At 69.2% G+C, this 17,450-nt stretch carries 22 protein-coding genes; 13 read left to right on the top strand and 9 right to left on the bottom strand.

The features are described from left to right. Positions 1-195: 195 nt before the first annotated feature. Both ACQZOG_RS16915 and ACQZOG_RS16920 read left to right on the top strand, forming a co-directional pair. Complete coding sequence (locus ACQZOG_RS16915) at positions 196-456, top strand: WXG100 family type VII secretion target (RefSeq protein ID WP_430741609.1); 261 nt, start codon at positions 196-198, stop codon at positions 454-456. Between the two features lie 36 nt (positions 457-492). Continuing rightward, a complete protein-coding gene (locus tag ACQZOG_RS16920; RefSeq protein ID WP_430741610.1) occupies positions 493-1,332 on the top strand; it encodes a hypothetical protein in 840 nt (279 codons plus the stop codon). A gap of 81 nt (positions 1,333-1,413) precedes the next feature. Here ACQZOG_RS16920 and ACQZOG_RS16925 read toward each other — a convergent pair whose 3' ends face one another. The 9 genes from ACQZOG_RS16925 to ACQZOG_RS16965 form a co-directional block, all read right to left on the bottom strand. Continuing rightward, on the bottom strand, positions 1,414-2,859 hold the full coding sequence (locus ACQZOG_RS16925; protein WP_430741611.1) for a PE-PGRS family protein: 1,446 nt from the start codon (positions 2,857-2,859) through the stop codon (positions 1,414-1,416). 88 nt (positions 2,860-2,947) lie between these two features. Beyond that, positions 2,948-3,628 carry a hypothetical protein gene (locus ACQZOG_RS16930; protein ID WP_430741612.1) on the bottom strand — a complete coding sequence of 227 codons (681 nt, stop codon included), beginning with the start codon at positions 3,626-3,628 and terminating at the stop codon, positions 2,948-2,950. Between the two features lie 62 nt (positions 3,629-3,690). Beyond that, positions 3,691-4,326: a hypothetical protein gene (locus ACQZOG_RS16935; protein WP_430741613.1), complete on the bottom strand. Its 636-nt coding sequence runs from the start codon at positions 4,324-4,326 to the stop codon at positions 3,691-3,693. A gap of 136 nt (positions 4,327-4,462) precedes the next feature. Then, positions 4,463-4,789, bottom strand: a complete 327-nt coding sequence (locus tag ACQZOG_RS16940; RefSeq protein ID WP_430741614.1) for a hypothetical protein — start codon at positions 4,787-4,789, stop codon at positions 4,463-4,465. Between the two features lie 31 nt (positions 4,790-4,820). Then, positions 4,821-6,317: a C2 family cysteine protease gene (locus ACQZOG_RS16945; protein WP_430741615.1), complete on the bottom strand. Its 1,497-nt coding sequence runs from the start codon at positions 6,315-6,317 to the stop codon at positions 4,821-4,823. Next, the gene (locus ACQZOG_RS16950; protein WP_430741616.1) at positions 6,317-6,670 is read right to left on the bottom strand and encodes a hypothetical protein; all 354 of its coding nucleotides are present in this window, start codon (positions 6,668-6,670) and stop codon (positions 6,317-6,319) included. Before ACQZOG_RS16950 ends, ACQZOG_RS16945 begins: the two co-directional genes overlap by 1 nt. An 83-nt stretch (positions 6,671-6,753) precedes the next feature. Continuing rightward, on the bottom strand, positions 6,754-7,713 hold the full coding sequence (locus tag ACQZOG_RS16955; RefSeq protein ID WP_430741617.1) for a hypothetical protein: 960 nt from the start codon (positions 7,711-7,713) through the stop codon (positions 6,754-6,756). Between the two features lie 107 nt (positions 7,714-7,820). Then, positions 7,821-8,489 carry a hypothetical protein gene (locus ACQZOG_RS16960; protein WP_430741618.1) on the bottom strand — a complete coding sequence of 223 codons (669 nt, stop codon included), beginning with the start codon at positions 8,487-8,489 and terminating at the stop codon, positions 7,821-7,823. A gap of 279 nt (positions 8,490-8,768) precedes the next feature. Beyond that, positions 8,769-9,518: a hypothetical protein gene (locus ACQZOG_RS16965; RefSeq protein WP_430741619.1), complete on the bottom strand. Its 750-nt coding sequence runs from the start codon at positions 9,516-9,518 to the stop codon at positions 8,769-8,771. 646 nt (positions 9,519-10,164) lie between these two features. Here ACQZOG_RS16965 and ACQZOG_RS16970 point away from each other — a divergent pair. From ACQZOG_RS16970 to ACQZOG_RS17020, 11 genes are all read left to right on the top strand, one after another. Next, positions 10,165-10,893: a hypothetical protein gene (locus tag ACQZOG_RS16970; RefSeq protein WP_037640994.1), complete on the top strand. Its 729-nt coding sequence runs from the start codon at positions 10,165-10,167 to the stop codon at positions 10,891-10,893. A 17-nt stretch (positions 10,894-10,910) separates the two neighbouring features. Beyond that, entirely contained in the window at positions 10,911-11,780 is an 870-nt protein-coding gene (locus ACQZOG_RS16975) for a hypothetical protein (RefSeq protein ID WP_193456039.1), read from the top strand. After that, positions 11,777-13,084 carry a CpaF family protein gene (locus ACQZOG_RS16980; RefSeq protein ID WP_193456040.1) on the top strand — a complete coding sequence of 436 codons (1,308 nt, stop codon included), beginning with the start codon at positions 11,777-11,779 and terminating at the stop codon, positions 13,082-13,084. The genes ACQZOG_RS16975 and ACQZOG_RS16980 overlap by 4 nt, the downstream gene beginning before the upstream one ends. Positions 13,085-13,088: 4 nt before the next feature. After that, entirely contained in the window at positions 13,089-14,102 is a 1,014-nt protein-coding gene (locus tag ACQZOG_RS16985; protein WP_193456041.1) for a type II secretion system F family protein, read from the top strand. 14 nt (positions 14,103-14,116) lie between these two features. Further along, positions 14,117-15,031 carry a type II secretion system F family protein gene (locus tag ACQZOG_RS16990; RefSeq protein ID WP_033272710.1) on the top strand — a complete coding sequence of 305 codons (915 nt, stop codon included), beginning with the start codon at positions 14,117-14,119 and terminating at the stop codon, positions 15,029-15,031. 85 nt (positions 15,032-15,116) lie between these two features. Continuing rightward, positions 15,117-15,368: a hypothetical protein gene (locus ACQZOG_RS16995; RefSeq protein WP_006133157.1), complete on the top strand. Its 252-nt coding sequence runs from the start codon at positions 15,117-15,119 to the stop codon at positions 15,366-15,368. A 28-nt stretch (positions 15,369-15,396) separates the two neighbouring features. Next, entirely contained in the window at positions 15,397-15,846 is a 450-nt protein-coding gene (locus tag ACQZOG_RS17000; protein ID WP_033272554.1) for a TadE family protein, read from the top strand. Then, positions 15,846-16,274, top strand: a complete 429-nt coding sequence (locus tag ACQZOG_RS17005) for a TadE/TadG family type IV pilus assembly protein (protein WP_430741620.1) — start codon at positions 15,846-15,848, stop codon at positions 16,272-16,274. The genes ACQZOG_RS17000 and ACQZOG_RS17005 overlap by 1 nt, the downstream gene beginning before the upstream one ends. Positions 16,275-16,390: 116 nt before the next feature. Next, positions 16,391-16,807: a Tad domain-containing protein gene (locus ACQZOG_RS17010; protein ID WP_230229899.1), complete on the top strand. Its 417-nt coding sequence runs from the start codon at positions 16,391-16,393 to the stop codon at positions 16,805-16,807. 38 nt (positions 16,808-16,845) lie between these two features. Further along, positions 16,846-17,163, top strand: coding sequence for a hypothetical protein (locus ACQZOG_RS17015; RefSeq protein ID WP_033272552.1), 318 nt, complete (start codon positions 16,846-16,848; stop codon positions 17,161-17,163). Further along, positions 17,160-17,423 carry a hypothetical protein gene (locus ACQZOG_RS17020; protein WP_430741621.1) on the top strand — a complete coding sequence of 88 codons (264 nt, stop codon included), beginning with the start codon at positions 17,160-17,162 and terminating at the stop codon, positions 17,421-17,423. Before ACQZOG_RS17015 ends, ACQZOG_RS17020 begins: the two co-directional genes overlap by 4 nt. Positions 17,424-17,450: the final 27 nt, after the last annotated feature.

A 17,450-nucleotide genomic window follows, 5' to 3' on the forward strand; every position in this document is an offset into this window, starting at 1 on the left:
ATCAGGAACAAGCGGACTGTCCGTTTGCAACAGTGGACGCTATCGCACCGCATCCAGTTCCGCCCGACGATGGAGAGGGTGGGAGCGCGGGGTGAACGACTCGTGTCCGCCCGAGTCGTACGGGTGGATGGGGGACCGTGCGCGCTGTGAGGAGGTGAACGTATCCTGTCCGTCGACACAGCGGGGGAGGCTGCCATGGGAAATCCTGACATACAGGAACTCAATCAGCGAGCCGGACAACTGCGGTCACTGGCCGACCATATCGAGTCACTCGTCGACAGCGCGAAAAACCACAGCACGACCGGGATGAAGACATGGTCGGGCCCCAACGCGGACGACGTGCGTGGCAAGCTCAGAAGCTGGAAGACGAAGTGCGGCACGGTCGCCAAGGCTCTGCGCGACGAAGCGCAGCAGTGTACGCAGGATGCCAAGGACCTTCAGGACCATAAGAAGTAGTCGGCGTCACCGCCGTCGACAGGAGGAACCCGACCAGTGCCCTCGTACGACAGTTCGCGTGCGCGCTTCCGGCTGGCCGACCGGCACATTGCCGTGTTCGCCCAACTGCTGGACGGCGATACGCCGCCCGAAGAGCTCTGGGAATCGTTGGCCGAGCTTCAGCGTATCGGTCTGGTCGGGACCGAAGGTGAGTTGGCGCCGCTGCTGCGTGACCTGCTCGGAGCTCTGGCGGACCCGATGGTCGTGATACAGGTGGAAATCACGGGTGAACACGGGCCGGTGAACCATGGTGTCGTGGTCGGTAGGGACGGTGTGTACTCGCACGACGGCTGGCCCGGCGAGGACGAGTCGGAGTACGTGCGTATCGAGCCGAACACGCTCGTCTGGGAGCTGGCGCGGAAGGTCAATCTGCACCGGGACGAGAAGCCGGAGGAGGGTCTTCCTGAGGTCCGCGTGGAGACCACGATGGCCGCGCTCGACAGTGCCTTCGTCGCCGTGGAGGTGTCGGGGCGTGACGACGAGGCTCCCCACGCACCGGTCCGCGCGGCGCTGGCCGAGGCCGACCCCGGTCTCGCGGGGCCGATGCTCGACCGCTTCACCGAACTCGTCACCTCGCTGAACGCGACCTGGCGCATCACCACGGCCTGGGACGGCGATCACGACAACGAGCGCTCCACCATGATCCGTGCACTCGCCGTGTGGGACTGTGGCCCTGCCGGCTACTGGATACGCGAGCAGCCCGAGGAGCCGATCATGCCCGGTCAAGTCGGCCCCGACAGCCCGCTGGTTCTTGTCCGCTCCCACTCGGCGGAGGTGTGGGACAAGATCATTGACCTGCTGCCGGACCGAGAGGAAATTCTGATCGAGGGCGTATGACTGCACGGAGTGTCCGACCGGACGGCGCCCTGCGGCCGGTGCCGGAATCCTGTCACTTACGACGGCATCCCACGGGCTGGGTCAGAACCAGTTCATCGGATTCGCCTTCGACTTGGCGATGCTCTTGCCCAGGTCTCCGACCTTGTCTCCCACCCACTTCTTCGCTGCTCCCGCGCCCTTCTTGATGTCGTCCCAGTGCTCGACCACCTTGGCTCCGCCATAGATCAGGCCCGTTCCCACAGCCAGGCCGATGGTCACCGGGTTGGGAGCGACCATGGCCGCCGTGAGGGAGGCGTTGAAGCCGACCTCGGCGACGTCGGCGACATACGCGGCGCCCCTCTTCTTGAACGCGTCGACCGGGTTGCCCTGGGAGATGACATTGGCTGCGCTGAAGCCGGTCGCGGCCACACCACCGACGATTCCGGCGCCCCGCAGGAATCCGGCGGTCTTGGCGGCGGCGCCCAGCCCGGTGCGCAATGCGCCGTGGCCCCGAGCGACGTCCGGGGCGACCTGTGCCACGGAGTTGACGAACCGCTGCTGGTTGGCGGCCTTCGTGAAGACTTTGATCAGGCTTGCGTTCCCAGCCCGCGCCACGGGCTGCCCCGCATGCGTGAAACCGCCGTAGGCCTTGGCGAGTTCGTCGGAGCCAACCAGGAAGTCGATCACGCCGTTGGCCCGCAGGGTGCTCATCAGAGGGGTCGATCGGACCCAGTTGTAGCCCTCGCCTAGCAGGTCTCCTCGTATGCCGCTCGTGAGGGGAATACGGGAAACGTTCTGGTAGGCCGTGCTGCGGCCGAAGAGGGATCCCAACTGACCCGGCAGCCAGCTGCCCGGGGCGCTCAAGGAGCGAATCTTCGGTGTCCACTTGATGAGGCCGTTGCCGGCGGACCGTATGAGTCCGTTGTCCGAGCCCCGCAGGACCACGCCCAGGCGGGTCTTCCAGGTGCGCAGGGCTCCGGCCTTCAGGGAATTGCCCACCAGGACCTTGGTGAGCGAGGCACCTTGGATGGTGACGACCGCTGTGGCCGCGGTGACACCGGCCCAGTCGCCGTAGAGCCCGATCATGCTGGCGACCGTCTCTTCGTGCGGTTGCAGCCCGGGTATGCGCGTGATGGCGTGTGCCTCGAGCCGCTCGATCCATTCGCTCAGCGTTTCGTCGGGCTTGCGCCTGAATTCGTTGGCATGGGGATCGTCACTGGCCGCCACCGAGTTGGCCAGGAGGAAGGCGTCCGGCCCGAGCCCTTCTCCTTTGAGCTTCTCTACCTCCTTAGCACTGAATCCGGCCCACAGGAGCCCGGCGTGCGGGTCACCACTTTCCAGACGGGCGAACACACTCCGCTTGCGGAGGTCGGATGCGGTGTCCCGGGCCCAGCCGCGAAGGGGTTTGAGGGAGGCCAGCTTGCTGCTGACTCCGAGCCTGGAGGCCCGCGTGAAAGCCTCGTCCACCTTGTCCTCGACGCCGCCCCGGCCGTCCAGGAGCTTCGCGAGTTGGTCCAGATCGTCCGGGTTGACGTTCCTCAGTGCCATCGTTCGACCCCCGTTCCGGCCTGACGGCGTGCGTCAATGCCTACTCGTCCATGCCCTGATGTTGGTGATCCGCCGTGTTCCGCCTCGGTCACATGCTGCGCAGCAGGCCGTACGCGAAGACCAGGCGCCGGTCCAGCCAATCGGCTCTGATCAGATATCGGACGTCGTTGTCGGACGTCATGACAAGGTCCGTGCCCGACCGCCATTCGAGGACGCGTGATTTGGCAGCCTGGTCGCCACCCTCCGCGCCCATGTCGGCCACTGCCTGAACCGCACCCAACAGCAGTTTTCCGGCGCCACGCTGCACGATGTCCTTGCGTCCGCCTTCGGCCCACTCGGCGCTGCTGACGATGGCAGGGTGGCCCGGCTGGTCGATTCTCCAGGTCGGCTTCAGCGCGTGTCTGAGGGGAGCAGTACGAAGAATCGTTCCGACGATCTCTCCCCCAGCACCAATTACGCGGTGGTGGCGTATGCCGTCCACGTTCTCCGGTTCATCGACGGAACAGAGCAGCTGCGTCCCTTCCGGGTCCTCGTACAGTGACCTTGCAAGGTCCTCCGGGTGGGTCGGAGGAGGGAAGAAGGCGCATGGCGAGAGGACGCGTTGGGCGCCTGCGCCCTGCGCCACTCTGAAGGCACGCGGACCCAGCACGGCGTGCTTGCGATGTGCGGAAGCCGGCCGCTCTTCATCGGTGATGCTGCACTCCCAGATGTCAGACCAGGGGATGACGGGTACGGGCGGCTCGTCCGTCTTCTTGTGCTTGCCGAACATCAGTGAATCTCCATGGCCTCAGGCCGTGACGAGGTGTTTCAGAGGAACGGTCCCAGGCGAGGCTACGCGTTCGAGCGGGCGAGTTTCACGACGGTCTCCGACAGCGCCGACACCTCGAACACGACCCCCGCGAACTCCACCGGATCACCGACACGCACGTCCTCGTACGTGGCGGCGGGGATCGCCGCACAGTTCGCTGCGATGCCCGCCGTCCCCGCGTCGGTGTCGAGGTACGAGACCGTGAGGGACAGGCCTGTGGGGAAGCGCTGGACCCCGCCGTTGCCGACGAGGGACAGATCTTCGCCCTCGTCCGGGAATCCGGCTGATGCGGCGGCGAGGACGTCGGGGTTGGTCGTGAAGCACAGGGGCGCGTCCGCGGAACCGCCCACCGACTTCATGGACTTGGGGGCTGCGGCGAGTGCGGCCCTGTCTGCCGCAGCCTCCGGTTCGAGTACGACGCGGTAGGAGCAGATCTGCCGGACGGTGTAGGCATGGCCGGAGACGTTCACCTGGGCCCCGAGCTCTACGGTCCACTGCTGCTGGCCGGACGCGTACCGTGCGCCCTCGCGCAGGGTCGCCTTGCGTGTCGCGCCGTCGGCCTGGGCCTCGGCGTACTGCACACCCCCGCCGCCGGGCAGCTGGAAGCCGCCACCGCGCAGGACATGCAGTCCGTCCCGCGACGTTTCCCCGACACACACCGGCCCCTTGTCCTCGGCAGCCGCCCGTGTGGTCGTCGGAGCCGTCGTCGGCGTGCCGTCGCCTCCACCGGAGGAGGATCCGCAACCGGCCACGAGCGCGAGCGCGCCCAGTACGGATGCCGTGACGCCGTGGAACCTACTCACCCTGAGCACCGGTTTCCTCCTTCGTAATTCCCGTGACACGTTCCAGTGCCACGTGGGTCCGGTACTCGACCTCCGTCACCCGCCACTCGTCACCGGTGATCTCCACCTTGTCCCCGGGAACCAGCTCGTCGTACTCGACGATGAACTGCCCGTCGCGATTGATCTGGATCCGTCCGTGCACCGACGGCTCGGCGAAGATCGTCGCGAGGATGCGATGGGTGGCGCCGTCGTGTTCGACGGTGTACGGGACGTGGTAGCGCAGCACCCACCGGCCGTCGAACTCGAACGGGTACTTCACCTGAGGACGGTCGGTCGTCACTCCACTCACCTGCCGTGCGTCGCGGGATTCGTCACGGGACATCGAACGCCTCCGGACTCTGGAAGTACTGGTTGAACTGCTCCTGCGTCACGGTGATAGGCGGATAGCCGGAAGTCCCCCAGGGATTGCCGAGGATGACCTTGCCGTCATCGGTGAAGCCGCGGACGTAGTAAGCATGATTACTGTGGTAGGTGCTGCCCCATTCCTTGGGGTGATTCTTGTCCAGGCTCTCGTCGGCCGGCGTGGAGACGGTGACGACCTGCCCCGACTCGAATGCCTTCTTCAAGGCGCTCAGGTCCTTGTCGTCGTGCTCGCCGATGCCGAGAAAGCCACCGGTCTTCAGGTCCTCTCCCTCGCGCCCGGTGAGATAGGGGGCGGACTTCTTCGGGTCGTCGCCCTCGATGCCGCCGTAGCCGCGTTCACCGTCGCCGTCCTCCGAGTAGACCATCGCGAAGGCCTTCTCGTAGTACGCGGGCCAGGACTCACCGTTGCCGTAGGTGCTGATCGGGTTCCCGTTCTGGTCGGTGGGCAGGTCTGCGGTCATGGTGACCCACTGGTAATTGCCCTCCTTGTCCCAGACCCTGACGCTGACCGTGCCGTTCGGGTTCTCCTTGATGCCTTCCTGCACGAACCGGGGGTTCTTCTGCGCCAGGCCCGCCAGCGAGGCGACATACCAGCAGTCGCCGAACTGGTTCTGGTTGACGTCGTCGGCCGAGACACCGTTCACGAACAGGGGGTCACCGGGCGGCGCCCAGTGGATGCCGTTATTGGTCTGCCCGTTCTGGTTGTTGCCTCCCGCCTCGTACGCGCCCGTGTTGGTGAAGGTCGGCTGCATCCCGGGGAAGGCCGCCTGGAACTTCGGCAGATTCTCGGGACTGATCTTCGACAGCATCAGGCCGAGCGTCGCCCGGCGCTTGTCCTCGGGCAGGCCGTTCTTGTCGAACGGGTTCCATGCCGAGTCGTCTGTGCTGGTGAGCAGTTCGTTGTAGAAGGCCAGGTCCTTCGGCGACGCCTTGGACATGAGGGCGTCGATCTCGGCGGCCGTCAGCCCGTCGAGTTCACCGGACACCTTCTCCAGATCGTCACGGTTGCCGTTGGTGCCGAAATCCTTGCCTTCGAGGGCTCGCAGATTGCGCAGGGCCTCGTCGATCTTCTCGGCGTCCGGGGCCTTCTCGTCGAGGAACACACTGCCGTCGGCGACGGGGTATCCCTTACGGGCCAGTTCCTGCACGCCCTCCAACTGTTTGATCCGGCGCTTCATCGACGACTGCATGTCGCCGAGCTCACCGGTCAGGGACCCGGGCAGCCGACGGCGGCCGCCGAAGAAGGAAGGTATGGGTATGACGTCCCCGATCAGGGCCTGCAGCTCGGGGTTGCGGGAGGCGCTCTGCCCGGACGGCAGGTTCTGCTGGGCGGAGGTCAGAACAGCGGCCAACTGACTGTGCAACTTGCCCGCGTCCGAAGCGAGCGCGTCGAGGTGGTTGGCGAGCGCGGTGAGCTTGGGAGCGTCGAACCCTCGGAAGACCATCAGTTGCCCCCAGTGCCGGTCTTGGCCTTGTCCTTCTCCTTGGCCTGCCGCTCCAGTTCCGCGGCCTGGTTCTCCCAACGGGTGGCGTCGGCCAGCAGGGCGCCACCCATGTCGTTGAGGGTGCGCTGCCGTTGCCGAAGCTGTTCGGTGCACGTGTCGGCGTACGGCCCCTGCCAGATGGCGTCCTCGCTGTTGCCGGCCCGTGAGCCGGCGCGGGGGATCGCCTTCTTCACGGCATCGTCCAGGTACGGCCCCAGCTTGCGTGCCAGCGACCGAGCCTCACGTGCACACTCCCGCAACCGCTCGGCTCGCTTCTTCAACTCTGCGGCGCTGTCCGCATCTGTGGGCCCCATGGCCGACGTCCTCCCCGTTCGCTGACATGTCCGCTGTTCTCATGTGGGTGGTGCACGGCGTCGCCGAAGCCTATGAGGGCGGCTCAGCGATTGATCGACTGGATCTCCTGAACCGTGACGGCCTGAGTGGAGCCGAAGGCACCGTCGGGCAGGTCGCCTCCCGCGCCGCCCGTGCCGGTCCAGGAGATCTCCCAGGTGATCGTGGCCTGAAGGTTGTACGTGCCGTTGCCCGACGAGCGGAGGTACTTGATGCCGCACGGCGGGGTGCGGTTCGCCTTGCCCCTCGCGTACGGCTCACCGATCGATCGGTCGCCGTTGATCACGCACTCGCCGGATGCCGGGTAGGTCACGGCGTCCTCGGTGCCGGGCTCGAGGGTCAGGGACACCGGTCTGGCCGTCGTCGTGGCCTGGAGGTTGAAGCCCGGCACATTGAGGGCTGCCGTCGCCTGCACCTCGTCGAACACGGCCGTGTCGAGCCACGCCCAGGTCGGCAGGTTGACCTTGGTGGTCTGCTCCGGTGCGAGGGTCACCTCGGTGTCGGGCAGTTGCATGTGCTGGTAGGCCAGGGCCGCGAGGATCTGGGGTGTGATGGCCTCTTCGTACCGGGGCGGGGGCGCCTCGCCGTTGTCCACCCAGAAGGGAAGGTCGTTGCAGGAGCTCCGCTTGAGCGCGTCTGGTTCGTTCGGGTTCTCGACGCCGGCCCAGAACATGCCCTCGCCGTCCTTGTCGACGTTGTAGTCCTCGTAACCGGGGTTGTCGGACCAGCCGTAGCCCGCCTCGTAGTGGCGCTTCAGCTCGGTGAGGGCGGAGCCGGCGGTGCTGCCGATGCCGGGGGTCTTCAGCTGGCGCTCGATGTCCTTGGACATCTTCGCCTTGAAGTCCTTGGCTCCCAGATAGGGGGCGTACCAGCAGGGTGGGGGAGTCCAGTTGACGTCCGCCGACGTCACGTTGCCGGAGGCGCCGTTCGGAGCCACGGAGCCGGAGTACGTGATGCGGGCCGCGGCGTAGATGCCGCTGTCGTCCTTGCCGCCAGACTGCTCCATCCCGCCCTCGGTGTTACTGGGGATCTCGCCGGCGTAGGCCGTACCTGTGAGGGTGAGACCCAGAGTCAGGGAGAGGACGACGGCGGCGGAGGCGGCCCATGACCTGGTCACTGGCACTTCGCCGCCTTCCCCTCGACGTACACCTCGGACGCCTGCCAGAGGCCGTCACTGGTGGGCATCTTGACCATGATGATCTTGAAGTAGTCGAAGTCCGACAGGCTCGGTGTACCCCTATGCACCTTTCCGGTCTTCACTTCCTTCGAATAGAACTTGGTCGAGTCGACACAGAAAGCCACTTCGACGGTGTCGCCGGCGGGTGTCGAGCGCGTGGTGGCCTGGTAATGACGGCGGGTGCCGGTGGCCGTCCACCCACCGTCGAGCCTGGCGTCGATCTGCGTCTGGCCGTACTTCAGTCCCTGCCCCTTGGAGTAGGCCACCAGGGCGGCGTCGTCGGTCGAGCGGTTGTCGATGCCGTGGTAGATGGCCCGGACGTAGTTCGCGGCGTCATCCATCGCCGCCGCCTCGTTCTTGTCCTTCGGTTTGTCCCAGTCGAAGACCAGCTTCAAGTCCGCAGGCAGCGACAGATCCACGCCGTCAGGCTTGTCCTCCTCCTGCGCCCCCGGCTCCGCCGACTCGCTCGGCTGCTCGGACTGCCGGCCGGCGCCGGTGATCTCGTCGCTGTCGGTGGACCCGTCGTCCCCGCCTCCACAAGCCGTGAGCAGCAGAGCCGTCGCGGCGGCGAACGCGATGGCGGTGGACAAGGTGCGGCGCTTCACAGTGACTCCCCGTGAGACAGAAGTGCAGTCGAGAGCAGAGACGGTATCGGTGCCGTTTCCGGTTTCGCCAGGGCGAAGAGGCCTGCGAAAGGCGCGTTCACGGCGCGTGGGGCTGAAGGGGAGCGATCGGGCGTATCCCCGGAACGCGCAGGTCATGTCAGTGAGATCGGTCCTCGGCGACTGCGGTGTGTTCCATTCCACCCAGCGGCCCAGTCACTCGTCCTCGATGCCAGTGCGAAGAGGGTCAAGTGCGCGCCGGGCTGATGGGTCGGAGCCCCGTCAGTCGTCGAGCAAGGCCCGTAGCTGCGGGGGGAGGTCGGGGGTTTCCGCGCCCGCCGCCCGTGCCGCCGCGACCGCTCGGGCGTATGCCTCCGCCTCCGGCCGCAGGTCCGCCTTGCGCCTTCCCTGGCGGTGGCCCGCGACCCAGACGACGACGGCGAGGGGCACGAGCGCCAGCGCGGCGAGTCCGAGGGGTTCGCCCGAACTGACCGCCACCGCGGCGCCGATCCCGCCGGCGAACAGCAGCAGCCAGCCCACCTCGTCGTGCCAGCCGCCCTGGTCGGCGACGCGCTCGTACTCCGACACCGCCTCCGGCTTCGACGGGGGCGTCATAGTCGGAGGTGTGCCGGTGCCTTCGGTGGACCGCTCCACCGGTGCGTACCTCGGTATCGGCGTGACGCCCCTGCCGCTTCCGTCCTCCCGGCGGCCCTCCAGCCACGCCGGAACATGGGCCGGTTCGATGCCGTAGGCCCGGGCGAGGCCCAGCGCCTCGCGGTAACCCGCAAGCTCCTTGTGCAGCAGGGCACGCTTCCAGCGGAGGCGGGCCAGCGTGAGGCACGCGGCCGCCAGGATCAGCAGCGGGCCCGCGGGGGCATAGGCGAGCAGCGGTCTACCGGCCGTCGCGGGGGCCGCGTGGCCGACGAACGGCCAGATCGCGCCCGCCGCCAGGGCGAGACCGCCGATCCATCCGGCGGGCCCGCGGGCGGCCCGGTCGACGGTACGCCGGTGCCGCTCGAGCAGGTCGCTCACCGCCGCGTCGTCCGTGTAGTCGACCCCGGCACGCGCCCCGACGGCACGGACCCTCTCCGACAGGCGTGCGTCCGTCGCAAACGCCGCACCGCCGAGCGGTGGTGTCCTCGTCCGTGCCTCCGCCACGTGAATCCCCCGCATGCCTGCTTGTCGCGTGCTCGGTGACTTTCCGCGCCGCCGGTATCGGTGTGACGTCCGTCGTCCTGGGCGACCGGCCGGTCACCGGTTCGAGGCACGATCATGGCACGCGACTCCGAGGCCTCCGTGAGCGGTTGGTGGGGGAGGCGTGTGCGGCGGGTGAGAAAGTGGCCGCAAAACGCCCCCGAAGGGGGAGCTGAAGCTTCGCGTCCGCACAGTGGACGCGTCGTCCTGCGGCCGTTCCCACAGGGTTGTTGAAGCATGAAATTGCAGATGGGCAACGGTGAGAGGGTCGAGGCGGCCGAGGGTGAACGTGCCTTGAGGGCCGTATGCCCGGCTGATACGGTGCGATGGCTTGACACTCACGTATGCGTTGGCTATTCGCCCCCATCAAGGCGAGTACGCCCCACGCGTCCCGCCCTGTCCGCGCGCGAGCGGACGCGGGTGAAGTGTCCGATATTTCTAGGAACTTGGCAGACATCATCTTGGGTGTACGGGGAGCGGCTGCGTGAAGATCCAGGAGCGTACGGGGGCGGGCGCGGGTCGTTCCGCGGCTCCGGCCGGGCCGTCGGTCGGTGAGCGGCTTCCCACTCCGCCCCGTGAGCGCAAGCCGGCTCTCGCCGCGCTGGCCGTGCTGCTGATCCTGGTGGGCGCGCTCGGCGCCACCATGCTCGTGCTGCAGGCCGGCGACCGTATCGAGGTTGTCAAGATCACCGAGGAGATTCCGGCCGGGCAGTCGGTCACCAAGAGCAACACCACGTCGGTGATGGTCGCCGAGGACCCGGGCATCCACTACGTCCAGTGGTCCCAGCTCGACGCCCTGAAGAAGCTGAAGGCCGTCACCACCATCCCCGCCGGCGTGGTCGCCGTCGGGGAGATGTTCGGCTCGGAGGCCAAGGTGCCCGAGGGCAAGGCCCTCGTCGGTCTGTCCCTGAAGGAGGGGCAGTACCCGGCCGGGCTCAAGAACGGTGTCACCGTGGCCGCGTACCGCGTCGGCGGCACCTCGCGGTCCGGGTCGGGTGACGACGCCGACGGCGGCTCGGCCGGCTCCGCGGGCGGTAACTCCGTCATCGTCGAGAAGGCCCTCGTCAACTACGTCCAGGAAAAGGGCGGCGACGACCTCGTCAGCAGCAGCAACCTCCCCGTCACGCTCCTCGTCGACGACGCGCAGGCCGCGGCGCTCACCCAGGCCGCCACCAACGGCGAGGTCGCGCTCGTCCTCGTCCCTGGCAACTAGAAGGCGGCACCCGACCCATGGCCCTCATCGCCCTCGCCGCCGACAAGGGTTCCCCCGGCGTCACCACCGCGGCCGTCGCCCTCGCGGCGGTCTGGCCGCGCCGCGTCCTGCTCGCCGAGACCGACCCGGCGGGCGGTGACCTCGTGTACCGCAGCGCCGCCGCGCACGGCGGTCCGCTCAACCCCAACACCGGCATGCTGTCCATAGCCGCCACCGCGCGGCGCGGCCTCGTGCCCGACCAACTCTGGGACCACGTCCAGCCGTTGAGCGGCGGACTCGAGGTCCTCGTCGGGCTCGGCATCGCCGAGCAGGCCGCCGGACTCGCCGGGCTGTGGCCCACGCTCGGGCACGCCTTCGCCTCCCTCGCCGACTCGCCCAACGCGCCCGCCGACGTCATCGCCGACTGCGGCCGCATCAGCGGCGACACCCCGGCCGTCGAGCTGTTCCCGCACGCCTCCCTCGTCCTGCTGATCTCCCGCACCGAGCCCGAGGCGCTGGCCCGGGTCCGGGACCGGGCGGCCGCGCTGGCCGGCAAGCTGCACGGCGGGTCGCGCGGCGCCACCACCCTGAACAGCCCCGTCATCGGCGTCGTCCTGGTCGCCGACCCGGGCAACGCGGCCAAGCTGGCCGGGCAGGTCAACGACATGCTCGTGCACGCGCAGACCGGCGCCCGCGTCGTCGGCACCCTCGCCGACGACCCGGCCGGCGCCGAGCAGCTCGCGGGGCGCCGCCGCGGCCGCCTGGACAAGTCGCTGCTGATCCGCTCGGCCCGCAAGGTCACCGCCGACGTGTACCAGCAGTACGGGGCCGCGTGGGCCGCGCAGGCCCAGGCCGCCCAGCAGCAGACGCACGCCGCGCCGCCGCAGGGCCACGGAGCCGGGCGATGACCGCTGTCGACCACTCCCTGGTCAAGCGGTTCCGTCAGGACGCCGGTGACCGGATCGCGGAGCAGCGCCGCCTCGACCAGGTCAACGGCGTCACGCCGATGTCCACCGAGGACGAGCGGCAGTACGCGCGCGCCGTCATAGCCCAGATACTCGAGGAGTACGCCCGCTCCGAGATCAACGCGGGCCGTACGCCGCTGGACGCGGAGACCGAGGAGCAGTACGCGGCCGCCGTGCACGCGGCCCTGTTCGGGGTGGGGCGGCTCCAGCCGCTGCTCGACGACCCCGAGGTCGAGAACATCGACATCAACGGCTGCGACCAGGTGTTCGTCGGCTACGCCGACGGGCGCGAGGTGCGCGGCGAGCCGGTCGCCGAGACCGACGATGAGCTCATCGAGCTGATCCAGGTGCTGGGCGCCTACTCCGGTCTGTCGTCCCGGCCCTTCGACTCCGCGAACCCGCAGCTCGACCTGCGGCTGCCGGACGGTTCGCGTCTGTCGGCCGTCATGGACGTGGCTCGCCGACCCGCGCTGTCCATCCGCCGGGCCCGCATGGGCAAGGTGTTCATCTCCGACCTGGTCGGCAACGGCACCCTCACCCCCGAGCTGGGGCACTTCCTCGCCTGCGCGGTCCGCGCCCGCAAGAACATCATGATCGCGGGTGCCACCAACGCCGGCAAGACCACGCTGCTGCGCGCCCTCGCCAACGAGATCCCGCCGCACGAGCGTCTCATCACCGTCGAGCGCGCGCTGGAGCTGGGCCTCGACACCTTCCCCGATCTGCACCCCAACGTCGTGGCGTTCGAGGAGCGGCTGCCCAACTCCGAGGGGCAGGGCGCCATTTCGATGGCGGAGCTGGTGCGCCGGTCGCTGCGTATGAATCCCTCCCGGGTCATCGTCGGCGAGGTGCTCGGCGACGAGATCGTGACCATGCTGAACGCGATGTCCCAGGGCAACGACGGCTCGCTGTCCACGATCCACGCCAACAGCTCCAGCGAGGTCTTCAACCGCATCTCCACCTACGCCCTCCAGGCCACCGAGCGGCTGCCGATCGAGGCCAGCCAGATGCTCATCGCCGGCGCGGTGAACTTCGTCGTCTTCGTCCAGCGGCGCAACGGCTTCCAGAGCGGCGGCCGCCTCCAGCGCAGCGTGACCTCCGTACGCGAGGTCAACGGCGTCGACGGGCGGGTGCTGTCCAGCGAGGTCTTCGCCGAGGCGCCCGACGGCCGGGTCGTCCCGCACGCCCCCATAGCCTGCCTGGAGGATCTGATGGCCCACGGCTACCGGCCCAGCGGAACGTGGGGGTGAGCCCATGACCACCGATCCACCGATGACCGCCGACCTCGCCGCACTCGGCTCCGTCGGCTCGATGGGCGGCCTGTTCTCCGCCACCGTGCTGTACGCGCTCGCCTGCGGTGTCGCCGTCGGCGGCGGCCTCGCCCTGTTCTTCGTCGCCGTACGCGGACTGCCCGCCAAGCCCGAGCACGAGAAGCAGAAGGCGGGCGAACGGGCGGGCGAGCTGCTCCGGTTCGCCGGGCGGCGCGGATCCCTCGCCGCGCTCGTCGGACTCGCCGTGCTGCTGATGACCCGCTGGGTCGTCGCCGGTGTCGCCTCCGCCGTCCTCGTCTTCTTCTGGGACCGGCTCTTCGGCGGCGCCTCCGAGGAACGGGCCGCCATGCGGCGCGTGGAGGCGCTCGCCTCCTGGACGGAGTCCCTGCGCGACACCATCGCCGGCGCGGTCGGCCTGGAGCAGGCCATCCCGGCGTCCGCGCGGGCCGCCGCGCCCGTGCTGCGCCCGCACCTCGACGCGCTCGTCGACCGGCTGCGCGCCCGCACCCCGCTGCCCGAGGCGCTCCAGCACCTCGCCGACGAGATCGACGACGCCTCCGCCGACATCATCGTCGCCGCACTCATCCTCAACGCCCGCCTGCGCGGCCCCGGTCTGCGGCAGGTGCTCGGCGCGCTGGCCAAGTCGGCGCGCGAGGAGGTCGACATGCGGCAGCGCGTCATGGCGCAGCGGGCGTCCACGCGCCGCTCGGTGCAGATCGTGGTCGCCGTGTCGATCGCGTTCGTGCTCGGCCTGTCCATCTTCAACCGCGACTTCGTCGAGCCGTACGGCACGGCCGTCGGCCAGGTCGTCCTCGCCTGCGTGTGCGGGCTGTTCGCGCTGGGCTTCTGGTGGCTGCGCAAGCTGTCCACCATCGAGACGCCCGAGCGTTTCCTGGTGCGTGACGAGTCCTCGGTGCGCCTGGTGCGTCCCCGCACCCCGGGCGCCGCGCCCGCGCAGGCGTCGCCGTTCCGGCCGGAAGAGGGGGTACGCCGGTGAACGACGGACTGACGATGCCGGTGCTCGTCGGCGCGGTCGTCGGACTGGGCGTCTACGTCCTCGTCCGCGCGCTGATGCCGACGAAGCGCAGCGCGCTCTCCCAGGTGGCCCGGATCGACGCGATGCGGGCCCGCGGCACGGCGTACGAGTCGGCGCGGACCACGGACCGCGAACCGTCCGGCCGTTTCGCCTCGCTCCGCGCCCAGGTGGGCGAGAAGGTCGCCGACTTCTACCGGCAGCAGGGCTGGGAACAGCGGTCCCTGCGCGCCGACCTGGCCGTCCTGGAACGCAGCTGGGAGAAGTTCCTGGCGACGAAGGTGCTGCTGGCGGTGGCCGGCCTGTTCTTCGGGCCGTTCCTGTTCGCCATCGTGTGGCAGCTCGGCTTCGGCAAGAGCCTCGCCGTCCCGGTGTGGCTGGCGCTGCTGTGCGCGGTGCTGTTCTTCGTGCTGCCCGACCTGGAGGTGCGCCGGGACGCCGCCGAGAAGCGGCGCGACCTGCGCCGGGTGATCGGCGCGTACCTGGACCTGGTGTCGATGAGCCTGGCCGGCGGCCGCGGTCTGCCCGAGGCGCTGATGGCGGCGGCCGAGGTGTCCGACGGCTGGGCCACGCAGCGGATCCGCAACGCCCTCGCCGACGCGCGGATCACCGGCCTCAGCCAGTGGCAGGCGCTCGGCCAGCTCGGGGAGGAGCTGGGCGTGGAGGAGCTGAAGGACCTCTCCGCCTCGCTGGCCCTCGTCGCGGACGACGGCGCGAAGGTCCGGGAGTCCCTCGCCTCGCGCGCCGAGACCATGCGGCACCGCGAACTCGCCGAGATCGAGGGCAGCGCGGGTGAGAAGTCCCAGTCGATGCTCGTGGCGCAGCTGCTGCTGTGCGCGGGGTTCCTGGTGTTCCTGATCTTCCCGGCGGCGATGCGGGTGTTCCAGGTGTGAGATACCGGACCGGTGAGCCGCGAACCGCGGACCGCACGCCGTACGTCAGAACTTCCGTGAACCGAATTCGAGAGGACAACGCGTCATGAACGGACGTACCTTCCACACCGGCATCCCCGCCGTCGACTTCCTGGTCACCTTCATGCGGGCGCGTGTCGAGCGGGCGCGCTCCGGCGAACTGGACCGCGGTGCCTCCGCGGTCGAGTGGGTCATCATCTCGGCCGTCGTCGTGGCGATCGTGGGCGTCGTGGCCGCGATCATCAACGCCGCGCTCAGCGAGGGCGCCAACAAGGTCGGCGACTGCATCAAGGGCGCGGACGCGGGCAAGACCTGCTGACCGCGCGAACCTTCTCGACGTGACGGGGATGCCGGTGCGCGTACGCAGCTGGGTACGCCGACGGGTGGAGGCCGCCTCCGCCCGCGGCGATTCCGGCATGACCGCGATCGAGTTCGTCTTCCTCACGCCGATCCTGTTCTTCATGATCTTCGCGACGGTGCAGTTCGCGCTGTACTTCTTCGCCGATCACGTCGCGCAGGCGGCGGCGCAGGCGGGCGCGCGCAAGGCGCGGGCCACGGCGGACGCCGAACCGGGCGGCTGGCGGGGCGAGGCGCGGGACGTGGTCGACAGCTACATCCGGCAACTGGGACCGCAGCTGGTCATCGCCCCCGACGTGAAGATGCTCCAGCCGGAGCAGAACACGGTCGGCGTGGAGATCACCGCCCGCATCCCGACGGTGTTCCCGGGCCTCGACCTGACGGTGCACGCGCGGTCTCAGGGACCGGTGGAGCGGTTCGTGCAGGAGGGGGAGAACTGATGCGCCGTTCTCTTCCACGCGCCGTCCGGCAGGACTCGGGCGACCGGGGTCTGTCCACCGTCGAGGTCGTCATCCTCGCGCCGGTGATAATCCTGTTCATCCTCGTCCTGGTGGCCTTCGGCCAACTCGTCGACGGGCGCGGCGCGTTGGACGGCGCGGCGCGGGACGCGGCGCGTGCGGGGTCGATCCAGAAGGACCACGCGACGGCGATGGCGGAGGCGCGGGCGGCGGCGGAGGCCAACCTCGCCGACGTCTGCTCGGGCCCGGTGACCGTCGTCCAGACCAGCCAGGGCTTCGAACCGGACACCCTGTTCAGCGTCGAGGTGAGCTGCGAGGTGCGGGGCCTCGCCATGCTGGGCCTGGACATCCCGACGACGCTCACCGCGAGCTTCAGCTCGCCGCTCGACCCGTACCGGAGGACGGCGTGAGGACCCGCGTATCCGAGGGCGATGTGAGGACCCGCGTACCCGAGGACGGCACCCGCACGTCGGCGCCGGGCCCGCGCGCACATGTCCGGACCTGGCTCGCGGACCGCGCCCGACGGCTGGACGACCGCGGCTCGGGCGCCGGCGCGGTCATCATCTTCGCGCTGGTCTTCCTCTCCCTGGCGGCCTTCGTCATCGACGGCGGCATGTCGATCTCCAAGCGGGAGCGCGCGGCGGACATCGCGGAACAGGCGGCCCGCTACGCCGCCCAGGACATCGACCGCGAGGCCCTCTACGACAACGAGGGCGGCCCCGCCCCCATCAACTTCCAGAACTGCGACGCCCGCGTGAAGGCCTTCGCCCGCGAGATGAACATGTCGGGCGCGGACATCGCGGGGACCCACTGCGTGACGGCGACCGTCGACGCGGTCGAGGTCGAGGTCCAGCTCACGTACTCGCCCGTGTTCACGGGGATGTTCTACGGCGGTGACGTGGTGGTGCGGGGGCAGGCGATCGCGGAGAACGAGGTCGGCTGAGGGCGCAGCGTCCGGACGGCACGGGCAAGGAGGACACGGTGGGAGACCAGGAAGCCGACATCGCGCGGATCAAGGAGACCGCCCGCTCGCTCGGGCGCATCCGCGACACCTTCGCCGAACGCGCCAACCCCGCCGAGGGGTACGGCGTCGACGACCTCGGCTCCGACAAGATCCTGGACGCCTTCGACACCTTCGCCGACAACTGGAAGATCCACCGCAGGCAGCTCACCGAGGAGCTGGAGAAACTGCACGGGATCACCAAGTCCGCCGCCCAGTCGTACGAGGAGCTCGACCACGAGCTCGCCGAGGCGCTCCGGCGCACCGACAAGGACCAGCCGAAGGGAGCGGGCCGATGACCGCCAGACCGGCCGCCCACCGCTGGGCCGTGCTCGACGAGTCCGCCGACCCGATACCCGGGGACCCGGAGACCGTCGCCCGGCTCGGACGGCAGCTGCGCAAGACCGCCGAGGCCATCGACAAGGAGGCCCGCGAGATCGAGGCGCTGGCGTCGGTGGAGAACTGGAAGGGCAAGACCGCCACCGAGTTCCGCGGCGCCGCCGAGGGCGCGAGCGGCAAGCTGCGCAAGGCGTTCAAGCGGTACGACGAGGCCGCGTAGGCGCTCGGCACCCAGGTGCGGGAGGGC

It is taken from the genome of Streptomyces sp. P13-3-3, from assembly GCF_050571355.1.
In the GTDB taxonomy this organism is placed as follows: domain Bacteria; phylum Actinomycetota; class Actinomycetes; order Streptomycetales; family Streptomycetaceae; genus Streptomyces; species Streptomyces althioticus.

What these genes read in the sequence shown, in the direction of transcription:
- ACQZOG_RS16945 (WP_430741615.1), bottom strand. Translation starts at nt 6,317, where the DNA reads ATGGTCTTCCGAGGGTTCGACGCTCCCAAGCTCACCGCGCTCGCCAAC.
- ACQZOG_RS17000 (WP_033272554.1), top strand. Translation starts at nt 15,397, where the DNA reads ATGCCGGTGCGCGTACGCAGCTGGGTACGCCGACGGGTGGAGGCCGCC.
- ACQZOG_RS16985 (WP_193456041.1), top strand. Translation starts at nt 13,089, where the DNA reads ATGACCACCGATCCACCGATGACCGCCGACCTCGCCGCACTCGGCTCC.
- ACQZOG_RS16950 (WP_430741616.1), bottom strand. Translation starts at nt 6,670, where the DNA reads ATGGGGCCCACAGATGCGGACAGCGCCGCAGAGTTGAAGAAGCGAGCC.
- ACQZOG_RS16990 (WP_033272710.1), top strand. Translation starts at nt 14,117, where the DNA reads ATGCCGGTGCTCGTCGGCGCGGTCGTCGGACTGGGCGTCTACGTCCTC.
- ACQZOG_RS16995 (WP_006133157.1), top strand. Translation starts at nt 15,117, where the DNA reads ATGAACGGACGTACCTTCCACACCGGCATCCCCGCCGTCGACTTCCTG.
- ACQZOG_RS16915 (WP_430741609.1), top strand. Translation starts at nt 196, where the DNA reads ATGGGAAATCCTGACATACAGGAACTCAATCAGCGAGCCGGACAACTG.
- ACQZOG_RS17020 (WP_430741621.1), top strand. Translation starts at nt 17,160, where the DNA reads ATGACCGCCAGACCGGCCGCCCACCGCTGGGCCGTGCTCGACGAGTCC.
- ACQZOG_RS16930 (WP_430741612.1), bottom strand. Translation starts at nt 3,628, where the DNA reads ATGTTCGGCAAGCACAAGAAGACGGACGAGCCGCCCGTACCCGTCATC.
- ACQZOG_RS16980 (WP_193456040.1), top strand. Translation starts at nt 11,777, where the DNA reads ATGACCGCTGTCGACCACTCCCTGGTCAAGCGGTTCCGTCAGGACGCC.
- ACQZOG_RS17005 (WP_430741620.1), top strand. Translation starts at nt 15,846, where the DNA reads ATGCGCCGTTCTCTTCCACGCGCCGTCCGGCAGGACTCGGGCGACCGG.
- ACQZOG_RS16975 (WP_193456039.1), top strand. Translation starts at nt 10,911, where the DNA reads ATGGCCCTCATCGCCCTCGCCGCCGACAAGGGTTCCCCCGGCGTCACC.
- ACQZOG_RS16925 (WP_430741611.1), bottom strand. Translation starts at nt 2,859, where the DNA reads ATGGCACTGAGGAACGTCAACCCGGACGATCTGGACCAACTCGCGAAG.
- ACQZOG_RS16955 (WP_430741617.1), bottom strand. Translation starts at nt 7,713, where the DNA reads ATGGAGCAGTCTGGCGGCAAGGACGACAGCGGCATCTACGCCGCGGCC.